The 17,293-nt window shown below is 41.4% G+C and carries 11 protein-coding genes; 3 read left to right on the plus strand and 8 right to left on the minus strand.

Annotated features, from left to right (window positions below):
* Position 1: 1 nt before the first annotated feature.
* Positions 2–1,039 carry a 5-bromo-4-chloroindolyl phosphate hydrolysis family protein gene (locus BQ7400_RS05980; protein ID WP_072469784.1) on the minus strand — a complete coding sequence of 346 codons (1,038 nt, stop codon included), beginning with the start codon at positions 1,037–1,039 and terminating at the stop codon, positions 2–4.
* 183 nt (positions 1,040–1,222) lie between these two features.
* On the opposite strand from BQ7400_RS05980, the gene BQ7400_RS05985 reads away from it, so the two are divergent.
* From BQ7400_RS05985 to BQ7400_RS05995, 3 genes are all read left to right on the plus strand, one after another.
* Positions 1,223–2,104: a DUF1002 domain-containing protein gene (locus BQ7400_RS05985; protein WP_072469785.1), complete on the plus strand. Its 882-nt coding sequence runs from the start codon at positions 1,223–1,225 to the stop codon at positions 2,102–2,104.
* Between the two features lie 66 nt (positions 2,105–2,170).
* Entirely contained in the window at positions 2,171–2,353 is a 183-nt protein-coding gene (locus BQ7400_RS05990) for a DUF1858 domain-containing protein (protein WP_009430117.1), read from the plus strand.
* Between the two features lie 90 nt (positions 2,354–2,443).
* Positions 2,444–3,067 (plus strand): hypothetical protein, encoded by a 624-nt coding sequence (locus BQ7400_RS05995; RefSeq protein ID WP_072469786.1) that lies wholly within the window; start codon positions 2,444–2,446, stop codon positions 3,065–3,067.
* Positions 3,068–3,278: 211 nt separating this feature from the next.
* On the opposite strand, the gene BQ7400_RS06000 is transcribed toward BQ7400_RS05995, so the two are convergent.
* From BQ7400_RS06000 to BQ7400_RS06030, 7 genes are all read right to left on the minus strand, one after another.
* Positions 3,279–3,998 (minus strand): ECF transporter S component, encoded by a 720-nt coding sequence (locus BQ7400_RS06000; RefSeq protein WP_072469787.1) that lies wholly within the window; start codon positions 3,996–3,998, stop codon positions 3,279–3,281.
* Positions 3,999–4,194: 196 nt separating this feature from the next.
* Positions 4,195–5,343 carry a DUF4430 domain-containing protein gene (locus tag BQ7400_RS06005; protein ID WP_072469788.1) on the minus strand — a complete coding sequence of 383 codons (1,149 nt, stop codon included), beginning with the start codon at positions 5,341–5,343 and terminating at the stop codon, positions 4,195–4,197.
* On the minus strand, positions 5,343–6,899 hold the full coding sequence (locus BQ7400_RS06010; RefSeq protein WP_072469789.1) for an S-layer homology domain-containing protein: 1,557 nt from the start codon (positions 6,897–6,899) through the stop codon (positions 5,343–5,345). The genes BQ7400_RS06005 and BQ7400_RS06010 overlap by 1 nt, the downstream gene beginning before the upstream one ends.
* 14 nt (positions 6,900–6,913) lie before the next feature.
* A complete protein-coding gene (locus BQ7400_RS06015; protein WP_072469790.1) occupies positions 6,914–8,533 on the minus strand; it encodes an ABC transporter ATP-binding protein in 1,620 nt (539 codons plus the stop codon).
* Positions 8,515–9,396: an energy-coupling factor transporter transmembrane component T gene (locus BQ7400_RS06020; protein ID WP_072469791.1), complete on the minus strand. Its 882-nt coding sequence runs from the start codon at positions 9,394–9,396 to the stop codon at positions 8,515–8,517. The genes BQ7400_RS06015 and BQ7400_RS06020 overlap by 19 nt, the downstream gene beginning before the upstream one ends.
* 86 nt (positions 9,397–9,482) lie before the next feature.
* Positions 9,483–9,872, minus strand: a complete 390-nt coding sequence (locus tag BQ7400_RS06025) for a hypothetical protein (protein WP_072469792.1) — start codon at positions 9,870–9,872, stop codon at positions 9,483–9,485.
* A 115-nt stretch (positions 9,873–9,987) separates the two neighbouring features.
* Entirely contained in the window at positions 9,988–17,280 is a 7,293-nt protein-coding gene (locus tag BQ7400_RS06030; protein ID WP_180371963.1) for an S-layer homology domain-containing protein, read from the minus strand.
* Between the last annotated feature and the right edge of the window lie 13 nt (positions 17,281–17,293).

Here is a 17,293-nt window from a genome sequence, read left to right on the forward strand (position 1 = left end):
TTTATTCCTCCAATGTAAAATCGCGGTCTATAAGGCCGTCTTGTTTCATTAAACTTCTTAAGACACTGACTTCAGAAAGGCTGTCCCTGGCCATGGCGCCACCCAACTTGTCTAAGAGTTCTTCAAAGGCACCGTTCATTTGCCCAAAGGCCTCTTCCAATTCTCCCAGGGCCTGGTTGGATTGGTTGAGGTCTTGGCTTTCTTGCAAGAGGAGATAGCGGTTCATGAGGCCTGCCAGGCTGGGCAGGTAGTAGCTGTTAAACTTGGTCAGGGATTTTTTGTTTTCAGGATACTGGTCTACATGCTTGTAGATTCGCTCAATGGTGGTAATCAAGGGCAAGACCTTGTCCCGCCCCTCCTGCCGCAGCTTGGGGTAGGCTTGTTTTATCTTTTCAAAGGCTTCTTTTCCCTGGCTGTCATCGGGATTGCTAGGATTTCCCAACTCTTCTTTTTGGACCCTTTCCAAGGTCTGGGCCTGCTTTTTGTAAAGGAGATAGGTGGGATAGTCCAGGATAAAGAGTTGGCCATCTTCTACAATTTGAGCCTCCTTAAAGGTGTTGTCCTGGATAAAGCTGGTCAGGTCTTTTTGGGCCACTTCCAAGGGAACTCCGGCAATCCGAGCCATTTCATCTAACTTGCCCACCGTGCCACTTCCCAGGGCCCGGATGTATTTTTCCAGGCGGATCTTGGCTTTTTTATAGTAGGAAGACCGGTAGATTAAGAAGAGGCTGGCCAGGGTAAAAAGGGCAAAAATCACCAGATAGGGTAGGTTTCTTATTTGACCAGTTAAGACTTCAAATAAAAAACTGATCGTTGTGATCCCTGATGAGATTGTCCCTGCCAAACCTAAAGCCAGGTAGAAATCTCTCTTGCCTTCCACCCTGGGCTTTTTTTCCACCAGCTTGGGATCTTTGGCTGGAATGAGGTTTTGCTTGTCTTTCCAGCCTTGGAGAAAGCTGGTTAGGCCCGCCGAGGCCTTCTTGCCCATGCTATTAAAAATTTCATCTATGTTTTGGCCTATGCTTTTCTTTTCCTTCATGATTTCCCCCCTTAAGTAATTTTATCGTAACACAAAAATATGGCCCTGGCAACGGGAGAAATCCAAGCTTTGACCTAAAGAATTTAAGATATTTCTAATCTTTTCTTAAGATTCCAGGACTTCATTTTTTTAACACATTTTTGTGCTATACTTGAACCATCCAATGAGAAAGGGGTTTATAAAATGAAAAAAATAAATACACTTTTGGCCCTGGTTTTGTGCCTGGCCATGCTTCCCTTTACAGCCCTGGCTAAAGAGGGAACCACCCTGGTGACCCTGGGAGAAGACCTGACCCCCCGGGAAAAAGAAGCCATTTTGAAAGAGTTGGATCCACCGGAAGACGCCGACTATGTTACCGTATCCAACAAGGAAGAATACGACTACTTGGGAGATGTCCTGCCGGCTAAAAACATCGGCAACAAGGCCATTTCCTGTGCCATTGTCCGCTACACACCAGAAGGGTCCGGCATCCATGTCAAACTCAGCCCCCTAGTTAAGGTCATCAAAGAAGACGCCTACCGCAACGCCCTGATTACAGCAGGGATTAAGGACGCCGACATCTACGTCACCGCTCCTGGCAATGTATCCGGGTCCGCTGCCCTGACAGGCCTCTTTAAGAGCTATGAAAAAAAGACCGGGAAGAAAATTCCAGAAGACATAAAAAAAGTTGCCAACAAGGAAATGATTGTTACCTCCAGCCTAACCGAGGAGGTTGGAGAAGATACAGCCAACGACTTTATGAATAGCGTCAAGGTCCAAATGGCAGAACAAATGCCTCAAAATGAAGCAGAGGTTCGAGACCTTATCCAAAATATTGAAAACCAATACAATATCAACCTGTCCGAAGGTCAAAAGACCCAAGTGGTCAACCTCTTTAACGACATGAAAAACACCAATATCGACTGGGACAACATCAAAGAACAAGCCGGAAAATATTCCAAAAAGGCCATGGACTACATTAACAGCGAGGAAGGACAAGAAAATCTGAAAAAAGCCAAGGGCCTTTTGCAACGCTTTATTGACTGGATTTTCTCCCTTTTTGACAAGTCCGACCAGGAAGGCTAACTTGACGGCGGGGCCCTCTTTATTGTACAATAAACCTATAAAACAAATGAATTTAAGGAGGATCTTATGATTACAAAAGATACATTAATTGGTGATTTAATCCGTCAAAAACCTGAAGCAGTGCCGATTTTAATGAGCTTTGGCATGGGCTGTGTAGGTTGCCCATCCAGTCAAATGGAATCCATCGAAGAAGCTGCCATGGTTCACGGCTTTGACTGCCAAAAGATTTTAGAAGAATTAAATAAATAAGCTGGAGGGGCGATGAAAATCGTCCCTTTTTCCGACTTATTTTACATGTAAAGGCCTGGAAACCCGGCCGAGTCCAAGGAAGGAAGCCCTATGAATAAACAAGTAAGATACTTTCTCATGATCATTGCCCTGGCCCTAGTCAGCTTTGTGATTACAAATGTCATGGGCACTGCCAATAAAAAGCGGAACAACCAGGTAGACGGAGTCAAATTAATCGTCCAAGTGTCCAAAGACCAACGCAAGCCCATTGTAAGGACCTATAAAAAGTCCGTCTATGACGGTCTATCTACCCTGGAAGTAGCCAAGATCTATGAGGAAATTTCCGGTAAAAGAGAGGGAGACCTGCCCTGCATTGACTTATTGGAAGACCCCAAGGTCTATTTTTCCTTTAAAAAAGAGGACCAAGCCGTCCAAGCCCAAGACATCCACCTGGAAGTCCTGGCTAAAAATTATAATTCCCGGGGAGAAGATAAGGCCAAAAAAATTAAAGGCCAATTGGAAAAAGTCAACGACACCACCTATGCCTTCCAATCCCGCCGCTTCACCACCCAATACGAAAAGTACTTTATGGAAGAATTAGTCTTTAAACTCAGCTACCATATTGATGGAGTGGAATACTTCTCCACCTTTATCTGCCTCCAAAGCAACGCCCCAGATGGGACTGATTTTTCCAAGAATGAAGAGTTAGCCCAACCCAAAGAAGCTGACAAGTAGAGTATGTAAAAAGAGCCCTAGGGCTCTTTTTTATATCTTGGTTTTTTATTTGAGTCCAGCCAATCATCACGAAGGCTTAAGTTAAAGATAAATATCCTCTTGGTTAGCCAAGAGGATATTTATCTTTTTTATTCTTACCCAATATAAGTCTGCTCTTTAGTTCTTTTTATTAGCCAAAGCCATTCCCTCTAGCAGTAAAGATGAAAGAGACCTATGACTTATCATTTAAAAGTCCATATTTTTTTTGAACCCGTTGTATTTTTTCTAAAAAGGGTTCTCCAAAGAAAAACAAAAAGCCAAAAGTTCCAAACCCATGAATTAAGTCAAAGGGAAGACCTTGAGCATAGGAAACTAGAATCATATCCCAAGTTACATGATCATAAAAGCTAATAATCGATATGGGATTCATTATAGACCCAAATAGGCAAAAGATGGAAAGAAATCCATAAATCCCCATACCCCACTTAGTCTTAGGGATTTTAAACTTCTGAAAAAGAATTCCGGAAAAAAAACCAATTAGGCCAAAAGAAAACATCTGCCAGGGAGTCATGGGCCCTTGGCCAAAAGAGAAATTAGATACAAAAGCAATCATAGCTCCTACAACAAAACCCGACTGAGGACCTAAAGCGATTCCACTCACAATAGTGACGGCAGCTACCGGCTTAACTTGGGGAATCCAAAAAAAAGCCATCCGTCCAGCTACACCTATAGCCGACAGCCCTGCAATTAAAATTAACTCCCTTGTCCTAATTCCTCTCCTCTCAAATAAAAGTAGAAATGGTACCGTAGTTAAAAGTAACATTAGTAGACTAATAAAAATATACTTTCGGTCATTTAGCACTGTCATTCCAAATATAAGAAGAGCAGGAATAATAATTAGAATAATAAGACCACTTATTCTAGCAAGTTTTTTATTCCTTTCTTGAGACATTCCAACCTCCTGCGTTCAAGCTTTTAATGATTTGCAAATACTCCATCTTTTGATTTTCAATACTGCTAGCATTTCTCCAAAAATCAATGTGACATCTGTTTTTCTGATTCTTATAGATGACTACCTCTAACTAAGATTCTTTTCTTCCGAATAATTTTATATCCTTCCTATGAAATACTTTTATTCTATCTAAGGTCTATTTTACCATAGAATTATCTCCAACATCTCTACCTAAATCACAAGTATAAACCCATTCAATCTGGTCACCAGCTTTCACTTGATAACGAGAGCATCCATAATTTGGGAACCAGCCATTTACTTTGTACATCCAACCCGAAAGTTCTCCACAGTCAAACTCATAGAGGTTATGGATTCCCATGACATAGGCAGAATTATAAGCTGGAGTAAAATTGGCCTCCATATGGATTTTTCTCGCCTTGGTTTCTCGACCTAAAACATCAAATACTGATTCTCCCGGATGAAAGTTCACTTGGGTCGGTGGTAAAATAAGTCCATCTACTGGCAAAACATCAATCTTATCCATGTCGAAACGGTCCATATTTTGTAAAATTGTATCGCATCGAATGGACAGGGTACAAGTTTCTAGCCGATCTTCTTTTTCCACACTTCCCGGTTCCACTGGCTTGGGTCTTCCAGCCGGTGTTGGGTCTGTTAGGTACTTGTCCTTCTTCCCTTTGGAACTCTGGGCAATAGCCTCTTGTTTTAATCTCTTATCTTCTTGGTCTTTCTTGGCCCTTTCTTCCGGACTAACTTTTGCCTGCTCTTGAATTGCCTTTTGTTTTAACTCTTCCTTGTTTTTTGGAGTAGCTATAGGCTGACTGGCCTGAGGACTTTCTTGACCTGGTTTAGGGTTTGCCTGATCTTTTTTGGGCAAGAGTTTAATCTCCTTATAGGCCCTCGTTTGATCTTCCTTGGCTGTTCCACAAATAGTAAGGCTTTGGGCATCTTCACTAGCCCCCACTTGCAAGAGACCTGCTTCTGAAATCACTGTATCTTCCTTATGAGGACTGGTAATTTCCCAAAGGATACTGGGGTCGTAGTCTCCCTCTCCTTCAATTTGTGCTGTAAACTGAGCCTGACCTCCTATCTCTACCTCTTCCTTATCAACAAGGATAGTCAAGTTTTTTATCTTCCCTTTGCCTGTCAAGGCATGTAGATCCTTGTTCTCTTGTTCTTTAAGTTGAGAGACCTTTTCTGCATCAGCCGTCCGATTATCCGGACGTAAAAAATCACTATTATAAATAAATGCAAAAATCAGAAGAACCCCTAGGGCCACCAGCCCTAGGGTTTTTTGTTTCTTGGTCAAATTTTGGAAAGCCTTCATTATTTTACTCCAGCCAAACGGTTAATCATTTGAACGCCTTCAGCACGGTTAATATTGGATAAGGGAGCCAATCCTTCAGGACGTCCCTTGACAATTCCCTTTTCTACCATCAAAGCTGCAGAGGGTTTTGCCCAATCAGCTATTTGGTTTATGTCCTTAAATTGTTTCAGACTTTCTTCATTTCCCTTGGCTTGGGGTAGAGCTCGAGCAAGCATGGACATAGCTTCTTGACGAGTAATATTTGCATTGGGATCAAAATTCCCATCTCCTCGTCCTTTGATGATACCTTGGGCTGTAGCAATAGAAATTGCTTTTCCATACCATTCACTTCCCCTAACGTCCTTGAAGCTTGAAGGGCTTTCCTTTTCTGATTTTAAATTCAGTCCTCGAACTAACCCTACAGCAAATTCCCCTCGAGTAATGTCCTTATTCGGTGTAAAAGCCTTACTACCATTAGCTATACCATAACCCTTAGTCTTTTGAATCAAGGCTTCTGCCCAGTGGCCCTGAATATCTGTAAATCCTTGGTTTCCACTGACAACTCCCGTATTCCCCTTAAGACCACCATCTTGCTTCATATCAAAAAGGGCCGGCTTCTTTTCCTCAAATCGCTTTAGGGCAACTAGGGCTTCCATGGCTTGGTCTGTCCCCATTCCATTGGCGCTTGTTTCTGTTTGTACATGCTTGAAACCGCCTTGAGGAGCCTTATAGGTTAAAAGTGCATCCACAACAGATTGTTTCCTTCCATTGGCATCACTTTTTACAAAACGATGGTCTTTGGATGGATCAATGCCCAAGCTTGTTAAGGCAATAATGGTTTGGGCAGAAGATTCTGAATTTTCAGCTCCCATTGTTTGGTAACCACCTGTGGGAAGTTGCATATCTGACAAGGCTTGAACGCCCCGGTCAATAGCTGCCTTTACCTTTGGTTGATTTCTATAGGGAACTAAGGAATAAAGAGCCATAGCCGTCATATCCGGATCAGCCTTTTCTCCCATGAGGTTCCAGCCACCACCATTTACTTCCCGTCTTAAAATTTCTTCTACCATTCGTTCTCTAGAATTTTGGTCTGCACTTGAATCAATTTTTGATAGTTCATAGCCCTTGGTATCTAGGGCAATTAGCGCCCAAATAGGCCCGTTCAGACCTTGCTTTAAAACATGCTTAAAATTAGATAGGGGTTTAACTAGGTCATGTCCGGCTACATTCCTTGGATCTTTTCCTATAGATGTTAGAGAACAGATGACTCTAGAATATTCAGTAAACTTGTTCTTAGATAAATCTCCATTTTTACTCTTAACAACTTCTTCTACTTTCTTGTAGTAGTCGTCATAATAGCCAGCTGGTACAGCTTCTCCACTTCTAGCTAGAGATAGAACTGTCCACTCTCCAGCCATGGTACCAAATTCTGGTGCATCCACTGTGGTATACAAAAATCTTGCTGTTTCCTTTACTTCCTTATCTGCCCGAGATGCTGCAAAAACAGGCCCCGTGGTCATAGAAAGTAATAAGACAAGGGCTAAAAGGCAACTTAACTTCTGCTGTATTTTTTTCATTTTCTTCCTCCTTCTTAGTTAATCTCTTCAATTGCATCTTCAATAGTAACTATGTTTATATTTTCCTTGCGAAAAATTTTATTAGCTGCTGTTGTATAAAAGTGATTTCCTGAAAAAAATTCTCGACTAGGTCCCTGGCTGATGCACTCTCCATTAAAAAACAAACTACATTGTTGGGCTGTTTCTGCACAAAATTCCACATCGTGGCTGACCATTAAAACAGTTCCCCCTCTTTTTACATAACGGTCTAATATTTCCTTAAATTTCAACTTAAATTGACCATCCATCCCCTTAGTAGGCTCATCTAAGAGTAAAATTCTTGGCTTCTTTAAAAGAATCTTAGCCAAAGCCAAACGTTCCATCTCTCCCCCACTTAAATCAAAGGGGTGGTGGTTTAAAATCTTTTCCAAGTCAAATTCTTCAATGATTCCTTGTATTTCTTCCTGGTCCTTGGACATTTCTTCCAGTTCTTCCCGAGCACTTTTAAAAACAAAGAGAGCTTTTGGATGCTGGGGAACCAGGGCAATATCCCTATTTATCTCGCCCTTTTTGCGTTTCTTTTCCCCATCATAAACTTTTCCTCGGCTGGCCTCTTCTACTCCGGAAATTAACTTCAACATGGTAGACTTTCCAGCCCCATTTCCTCCCAAAATTCCATGGATTTCTCCAGGATTTAGCGTAAAATTCAACCCCTTTAAAATATCCGGTCCTTCTTTTTTATAGCGGAAATAAATATTTTTTAAGGTCAGTATGGGCGATTTTTCCTGCCCTTCTTCTTGAGGTTTTGCTTCCGAGGGTCGGGGCCCCTCTTTTAATTTAGGCCGACTCCTTAAAGCCTCTCCAACAGTTAAGGGAACCTCCCCCTGCCAGTCACTCTTAACATAAATTTGGGCCGGTGCCGGTAAGGATTCTAAAATGGGTTTGGGCTCTCGTTTCATCTCTCGAACGAAGTCTCTGGGATTCCCATCAAAGGCAATGGATCCATTTTCTAAAAATAAAATTCTTTCTGCCAAGGCATAAGGCTCCGTCAATCGGTGCTCACTGACTAAAATAGTAATTCCCAGTTCCTGACAAACCCGGTTTAAGCCTTGAAAAAATTCTAATGAGGCAATGGGGTCCAACATAGCCGTCGGTTCATCCAAGAGCAAAAGCTTCGGTTGCATACAAAGAATAGATGCCAGGTTTACCATTTGGAGCTGGCCACCTGATAAGTCCGTTACCTTTTTTAAAAACCAAGACTCCATTCCAAAAAAACTGGCAATTTCTCCAACTCGTAGCCGCATAGTTTCCTGGTCTAATCCCAAAGATTCCAAGCCAAAGGCCAATTCATGCCAGACCTTATCTGTTACAATTTGATTTTGAGGATCTTGTTGAACAAAGCCAATACCTGATGCATCTTCTCTTAAATCCAAGTCTTGGATATTTTTATTATTGTAAACAATCCTCCCCTTCTTTTCTCCAAAAGCAGCTAAACTCTTCTTGCACTGCCTTAAAAGGGTCGTCTTCCCGGAAGCCGATAAGCCTGTTAAGAGGACAAACTCTCCTTCCTTTAAAGAAAAATTTACATCTTTTAAAATCCAGTTGTCTCCTTCAGGATATTTAAATGAAAAATGATCTACCTTGAGTATTTCCACTGGTATTCCTCCACAAGCGATAAAATAATCGGCATAAACGCCAGGACAACAAATACAAAGAAAGCTACTAGGGAAAACCCATCGACCTTGGCAATTTTCACAGTTGGATAAATAACCATCTTAAACCTTCGAAAATATGCAGCTAGGGTACAAAGAACACTCCCTAAGAGAACCGAACCTAAAAGAAGATAGTCTCGCCTCTCTATTCTAAAGAGTGCAAAATGCGTTCTCCCCTCTAATCCATGACCTCTAGCCTTCATAGAATCTGCCGTCTCAATACTAGATTCCAAGGACCAAGTAACAAAAATTGAAAAAATTTTTAAGGCATTTTTAAAGCGGCGAAGAAGAGATCCTTGACTCATATCCTCTCCAATTCCCTTTCGACAAGCATAGATGGTCTGAATCCTTTCTTTGTATAAGGGAACAAAACGTAAGACCATGGAAAAAATTAAAGATAGGGAAGGTAAAATCCGGCCAAATAAATATAAGATTCTATCCGAAGTCATAACCCGGTTGTGACAGGAAAACCAAAGAATCATAGTTGTAAACATAAGCCCTGCTGATAAGCCAAATAGGAGAGATTCCAAGGTCAAGGGATTTCCATTGGGAAAATACCAAAGAATCGTCGCCCCCTGATGGATCAAAATAGGGTTTAAAATAGTAATAAAAAGTCCTGTCGATATAGCCATCACTAGTGTTTTCCAACTCTTTTGAAAGCCCACTTGGACCAAAAGATAGGACAAGGCCCCTAGAAAACTAGCCCCTTGAACCACAGGATGGCGTAAAAACATGGTGAAGGCTAGGATAAAGAGAAAAAATAGCCCCTGGCCCCAGGGATTGTAATCCTTAAAAAAATCAGTCATCAAAATCCTTTCAAATAAAAACAAACTGCCGGAAAGTTAATGCAACATATCTCTAATCTGTGTTATCCGTTGCACCCCCCTCTTCCTCAAATAATTTCAAAAGCTTCCAAGTTTAGAGAAGGTGGAATAATAATCGGTGTATCAATTAACTCTTTGGTCATAGTTCCTATTAGGAAAGATAGGAGATTGGCTGCCTGGGAACACAAGTCATAAGATACGTTCTTCGCCTCTTGAATTGCTAGGTCTTGAACAAAATCCACCTGAATTACTTGGTTGACTTGGCAAGTAAAAAGAGCCCGCGGTTCAGGAGCCACATCAGTAGAAAGATGGTAGAGATAAGTTTTAGTCCCCTCCACCTTTTCCACTCTTGCCTTATGAGATACATTGATATTTAAAGGCTTACTCCGGTCTGGAATTTTATCCAAAACCTGTCCTGAAAAGCCCTTTAATTGAACGCTTAACTTTTCAATCTCCATCTTTTCCTCCTTTTTAGCAAAGAACACTTGGATAGACCTAAGTGCTCTTTGCTTTTTCTATAAGTCAGTACCTGATCCAAGTAAGATTATTTCCTTACTTAGACTCATCTACCTACTAATTATTCATAGTGTAAATGACTTGAGCAAATTCTGCCCGGGTAAGGGTCTTATTTGGGGCAAAGTTCCCCTTGTCTTGTCCCTTAAAGATGCCTGCTTCTGTCATTTTTCTTACGGCTTCTTTGGCCCATGGGCTAATTTGTTCTTGGTCTTGATAGCTTTGTCCTACTTGCTTGCTTTTTAGTTTTCCTTGTTTTTCCAGGTATCTGGCAAGGATAGTAGCTACTTCTTCTCGTGTGATTTTTTGGTCTGGACTAAAGTGGTTTGCATCCGTGCCTTTTACAATACCTTCTGCAATGGCCCAGTTGACATAGGCTTGGTAGTAGGATCCTTCTTGGATGTCTACTTGTTGGGCCTTGGGGTACTGGCTTGGGTTGATCTTTGCCAGTCTTCCTAGGACGGTCACAAATTCTGCTCTTGTTGTGGTTTTATTGGGAGAGAAGGTTGTGGCGCTTGTCCCTTTAAAGTAGCCTTTGTTTGCAACTTCTTGGATGACTTTTTCTGCCCAGTGACCTTGAATGTCTAGGAAGTGGTTTTGTGGCTGGGTTTGTGGTTCTTTGTTTTCTTCTTTTACTTGGACTTTTTCTGGGGTTTTTTCAGGTTGGCTTGTCCAAGTGAAGAAGCCTGGGAAGATCAGTCTTGGGCTTGGCTTTTCTTTTTCTTCGTGGGATGGATTGGGTTTGCCTGGTTCTACTGGCTGGATTGCTTCTTTTGTTCCATTTTGTAGAGTGTAGTTTGCCATAGCCTCTTTTAAGTCTTGGATTGCTTGTTTGACTTCTTCTTGGCTTGCTCCTGGTTTTTGGTCTACTGTCTTTGCTTTTTCCAAGGCTTGGTCTAAAGCTCTTTGAGCTTCTGGAGTGACCCAGGTCTTATCTTTAGCTACATTTTTCCCGTCTGGACTGGTTGTATCTGCTTGTTTTACTGCTTTGGCTTCTTCTAAAGCGGCCTTTAAGGCTTTCTTATCCACTGGTTCTTGGCTATCTTTTGTTCCATTTTCTGGAGTGTAGCCTGCCATAGCGTCTTTTAAGTCTTGAGTTGCTTGGGTCACTTCTTCTTGAGTCGCTTTGGCGTTTTCGTTCACTTCTTTTGCTTTTTCCAAGGCTTGGTCCAAGGCAGCTTGAACTGCTGGGGTTACCCAAGTCTTGTCTTGATCGATGTCTTTTCCGTCTGTACTCGTTGTGTCTGCCTTCTTCATTGCTTTCGCTTGGTCTAAGGCTTCTTTTAGCTTCGCTTTATCTACAGGAGCTACAGCTTCTTTTGTCCCTGCTTGGGGTTTATAAGCTTTCATGGCATCTTCGAGTGCCTTGGCTGCTTGGTTGACTTCTTCTTGATTTGCCTTTTCTTTTGCATTCACTTCTTTTGCATTCTTCAAGGCTTGATCCAAGGCGGTTTGAATTTCTGGGGTCACCCAAGTCTTGTCTTTAGCTACATCTTTTCCGTCTGCACTGGTTGTATCTGCCTTCTTCATTGCTTCTGCTTGACTTAAGGCTTCTTTTAGCTTTGTTTTATCTACAGGAAGGACAGCTTCTTTTGTCCCTTCTTGTGGTTTGTAAGCTTTTATGGCATCTTCGAGTGCTTTTGCTGCTTGGTTGACGTCGTCTTGGCTTGCATCAGTTTTTTCGTTAACTGCTTTTGCATTCTTCAAGGCTTGATCGAAGGCGGTTTGGACTGCTGGGGTTACCCAGGTCTTGCCTTTGTCCACGTCTTTTCCGTCTGCACTTGTTTCGTCTGCTTGTTTAACTTTTTCAGCCTTTTTAATTGTTTCTTGTAAATCTTTTTTGTCTATTGATTTCTTTAAATCTCCCTTAACCACGGTATAGATACCATCTTTTCCATAGTTAAAATACAGGGTCATTCGTTCTGCATCTAAGGTAGATTTTACTTCTTCCCAGGTTCCTGTATCCTTATTATAATACCCTACCTTATATTGACTTGCATCCTCTGCTTTAAATTGTCCTTGAACAAGTTTTAATCCCATTTTAATCGGACCAGACCCAATATTTGCTGTAAAGTCATACAAGGGCATTTCTGGTTTTGCTGTTCCTAAAGCTTGACTTAGACTTTCATCACCAGTAACTTCATCTGCCTTAAAACTAATTTCCTTTAAGTCAGGTACCTTTAAGCCTGCATTTCCTTCTTGAACTTCGAAGAACTTTCCTTGAATAATCAGGTTTTTATTACTTTGAGCCAGTTTTTGGCTGGCTGCTTGGTCTAATTTAACAAATTCATTATAGGGTTTTTCTTTTGCCGTTCCTGAGGATAGGATTACCGAGTCATAGCTTAAGCTTAATGCCTTATCTAAATCATTCATCCTAGGAGTCTCTCCATAAACATTATCTACTACAGAATCTTCAGGATAAACCAGCAGGGGAACTTCTACAGACTTGTTATGGTAGCTGTATTTTAAGCGACCTACTCCTGTCCCTTTACCACTAGCATCAACCCATCCGTTCGCACTAAATCCAGGATTCATAATAAACTTATCTGGCGTTAAGCTTTCCCATTGAATGTCTTCCTTGCCTATCTCTATTTTTTCACCAAATTGATTTTGTACCAAGGGCTCCATAAAGACTGTCCCTTGAGCTGTTATATTCTTTTTATTTTCAGGATATTGGAAGCCAAGAATTTCTTGAATCTCAATAGGTTGCCGTACTGTAAAATGGTATTTGGCTTGGATACTTGGGTTTGCTTTACTACTTACAGTAACATCCACTTCTCCAGGAGCAAGCCCTTCAACAAGACCTGTTACAGGGTTGATTTTAGCAAGGCTTGGATCTGAAGTCATCCAGACTAAATCTCCATGAGGAGCCTCTTTTCCATCTTTATAAGCTTGGGCTATGAGATATTCACTAGACCCTATTTCTAAATAATCCCGTTTGATCTCTGAAGTAATTTTTAATGCATCAATATCTTCTGCAATGGCTTTTGTCCGTGTTACACCTGTTATTTCAGGAGAAATTTCCCCTGTTCCCCCTTCTTGGTTGGCATTGGTAGCGGATACAATTTTGATAAAACGAATTTCGTCTAATTGGACTGGATTTCCCGCCTTATCAATAGCCCAGGAAATATCAAAAGCATCTCCACCACTTCCTTCTAAGGCATCTGGTGTGTAGGGGTTATCTGGACTTGTTAAATCTCCCTTAGGCTGAGTTTTCCTTGATTCTGCATACCCAAAACGTAGTTGATGTTTTCCATTCACAGTAATATCACTTGGATCCATTCCTTTTAAAATTAGGGTCCCTTGGTAGCTTTCTTGGTCTGGATTGATATTGGGAAAATTTGCATGAAGAGGGTAATACTCTTGACTGTGATAATTATTGGCATAGACAAAACCACTGTTCCCAAGAGAATCTTTCCAAGGAATATTTTTCCCAGCTCCTTTGGGGTTGGTATACGTGATTTGATAATCCCGAATAGTGGTTTCTTTTCCATGTTCAGATCCAGCCAGTTCATACCAGGTGTCATCAGGCAGACCGTTCCCATTTCCATCCTTCATAACATAGACAGCGGCCGGTTCTTGATTATATTTATTTGACTTTCCATTGATTTCAAAGGCATTTCCAAAGACTGTAAAGTCCACTCCATAGGGGTTCTTGGAATCATTCTTAACTGGTTGAAGCATGTCCACAATAAGGTGACCGCCAAAAGATCCCAGAGTTAATCCTGAACCTACGCTATTTTCCTTTATCTTATTGGGGTCTTTGTAGTCTGTCCAGCTTGTATTGACAAATTGTCCTGGTGCCGGTTTGAAGTCAATGACCTTAATGGTGTGAAGATTAATGACAAAGCGTTCTTTTATTTCCTTTCCATCCGCCTTTTTTACTGTCTTTCCTTTTTCATCAACTACACGGATGTCAATGATATTCATCTGCTTACTCTTAATTTTGACTTTATAGACTCCGTCTTTCCCTTCAACTTCATCTCCTCCACAAGTGACTTGAATTTTCATTCCTTCTGGAATTTGTTTTGTGGTAGAAACGTTAAAGGAGACTTCTTTTTCTTCCTCTCCATTTTCGGCATAGTAGGCATTTTCTAAACCTTCTATTACTAGATTAAAGTCTGCATCCAAAACCTGATTTTTGCCAGGCATAGGTTTATAGTCATCTAGTGCCTTTTGCAATTTTTTGATGGCTGCTTCTAATTTAGCCTGATCCTGACTGTCTTCAGAAATAAGCTTATTTGCCTCATTTTTTGCTTCATCTAGAGCATCTTGTACTTCTTTTGTCACCCAAGTTTTTTCTGGATCTACATCTCTTCCATCTGGACTGATTACATCCGCTTCCTCTGTATATATTGCTTCCATATATAAGCCGTTCAAGATGTCTAGCTTGCTCTCGTTGCCGGTTTGAGCCTGGTAGTTGTTAATGCTTTCCTTTAAGGCTGCTTTAGCCCTATTCACGGCTTCTTTATCTAAGGATGCTGGATTGTCCCCACTAAACAAGTCTTCTAAGTCTTTTACTGCTTTTTTGTAGTTTTGGTCTACTTCTGGAGTAACCCATGTTTGACTTGGGTCAACGTCCTTTCCATCTTCACTAAGGACATCTGCCTTAATAATGGTCTTGGCAAGACTTGCAGCATCTTTACCAAATGGATCGTCTGTCCTATTGTGATTTGACGATCCAATGTTTGATGGTCGACCCGTTTTGCCGGAGGAGTCATAATAGGTTATGCCAGGGAAATCCGTTACCTCTTCAGCACTTGTATCAACGATGCTTCCTCCGCCAATACCCAAAATTTTTGGTTTTCCTGGAGCCGCAGAATCTTTAATTAGATAGAAGTTTTCTGTGATTTCATTGTATTTATTTAGGGAGTTCATATAGCCAATAGCTCCGGCTACATTTTCTGTTCCCCCTACCTTGCCTAAAAATAGGTTTCCTTGAATCTTGCCAATACCATTTTTCCAAGCTTGCTTTTGATTGGTTTCGCCACCAAAAAGCCCTCCAACCTTATTTTTGCCTTCTACTTCTCCTATAACCAAGGAATTGGTAATAGACACGCTTGGTGTATTGGCTGATGGGCCAAAGCTTCCGCCATCATATCCGGCTCCAACAAGTCCACCTACAAAATCTCCTGTTCCAATGACACTTCCATGGAAAATAGAGTCCTCAACACTAAAGGGCCCCATAGACTGTCCCTTAGCACCTACTAGGCCGCCTACATATTTTGTTCCATAGACTGTAGCGTAGCTAATGGAGTTTTTAATGGTCCCATTAAAATCCCCTGCAAAAGACCCAATCTTTTCTTGGTCTTTCTTATAGCCTATAATAACTTCCTTTTCTATCTTACAGTTGCTAATGTTTACAACGTTAGAGCCGGAAGCATAGCCTCCTAAAAATCCTGATTTTAAGATTTTACTTCCTGCCTTGATTGTTACATTGTCAATATCAATAGCTGGAGCTCCATAATCTCCTACAGAATAATTGTCCACTAGCCCATAGCCATTGATTTCTGGACCATAAATATTCAGGTTTTCTACTTTTGCATAGGACACATTGCCTAATAATGGCTTTCCACCCTTGGCCACTGTCAGAGTGTGGTTGTCCCCATTAATATTTCCGGCAAAGTAATTACTTCTTGGATTCCTTCCTAGGGGCAGCCAATCTTTTGGAAGTTCCAGGTCCGTTGTTAGTTTAAGAAACTTATCTTTATAGGATTTTTGATCTACGTTGACATCTTTTTGTAGCCGATTTAAATCCTCTAAGCTCTTGATTAAATAGGGGTTTTCTTCAGTTCCCTCCCCTTCCCAAGTCGCTTCTTTCACAGTGAAGTTTACTGTGTATTCCTTTGTCTTCTCACTGTTTTTTGCTTTAACAAGAACTTTTCCCTGTCCTGGTAATTCTGTCGGTTGGGTGATTTCCACTTGGGAACTTTCATGCACAGGACTTGCCTTTAAAGTAGGCAGGTCTACTGTTCCGGCTGGTAGTTCTACGGTATATTCCGTCTTTCCCTCTTCAAGGGAAATTGCTTGGTCGTTATAGCTTAGAGTCTTTAAGTCTGCAATATTCTCAGGATCTTCTAGGCTAAAGTGCACATTATACTCTTTAATTGTCGTCCCATTGGGAGCAGTCACCTTAACAAGGGCAGACCCGGGCAAGCTACTTGCTTGCGTAAAAGCCACACTTGCCCCGCCTTCCATAGCTTCTGCCGCTACTTGGGGAACTTGACTTGTTCCTGCCGGCAATTTTACATCATAAGAAGTTTGTCCATCTACTAGATCAATTGCCTTCCCATCATAGCTTAGGCTTTTAAGGCTGGCATTATCTGATAGCTTCCCTGTTACATGGACTTCCATAAAGGGCATAGTCGTACGGAACAGACCATTTTCGCCAATATGTTTTGCAGATACCGTGTGTCTACCGGGGTCTACAAGGACAATTTGGGCCTTTCCCTCTACATTGGTTTTGACCACTTGTCCATCTTTTTTATATTCCTTTCCATCTACATAGATGGTGGCGCCTTGGTACTTACCTGTTGTTGTCTTGCCACCCATTGTTTCATAATGGGAATAGGATAGGTCAAGGTCTAAAGGCTTCCCTACTTCTACTGTGGCTTCTGTTTTGTCAAACCAGGTGTAGTAGTTATTGGTATAGTCTTCAACAAAGAAAAAACGGATTGAATCTTGGTCCAGGGCCGGAGCTTCCTTTACTCCATAACCGGAGTAGAAGTGGTTGATGTAATACATCCATCCAGAACCATCCCCTGCTTCTCTTTTTGCCTTTAGACCAAACATTTCTTCAATATAACCCTTATTTACCTGTTCTCTAAAATCTTCTTTAAGTTCCTTAGGTGTCTTGTCTTCCATGACCTTGATTAAGGCATTGGCTGGTGTTGCATACCGCTTATTTATAGGATATCCCTTTGCATCCTGAATTTCTAAGTCTTGGCTTGTAATGGTTACCTTGGTGGGTTCAATAATTTGATCTTTATAGCCTTTTTCCCCATTATAGCGTTCATCCCCTATAACCGATAGGGTTACATCAACCTGGTCTCCATATTCTACGGTGAAATTTTCATCCCTAAATATAGGGGCTGATGGGTTCTTTTTATTTCCATCTCCATCCCTTATTGCTGTGATTATCCGTCCTGGTCCCGGTTTTATTTCTTGAGGAATTTGTGCTGAAGCCCCTTCCTCCACCTCTTGTGGCTTAGAGCTTAATCCATCTGCGTCTGTAAAAGTGACCCTATATTTTGGCTTAGCCGGCTCCTCTTCCCCATAAATGGGGAGAGGACCTGCCGTTACCATTAAAAGAAATGCCAAAAATAAGGATAACACTCTTTTCCAGTTTTTCATGCCAGTTACTCTC

Origin of the sequence: Urinicoccus massiliensis (assembly GCF_900120405.1) — a bacterium.
In the GTDB taxonomy this organism is placed as follows: Bacteria; Bacillota; Clostridia; order Tissierellales; family Peptoniphilaceae; genus Urinicoccus; species Urinicoccus massiliensis.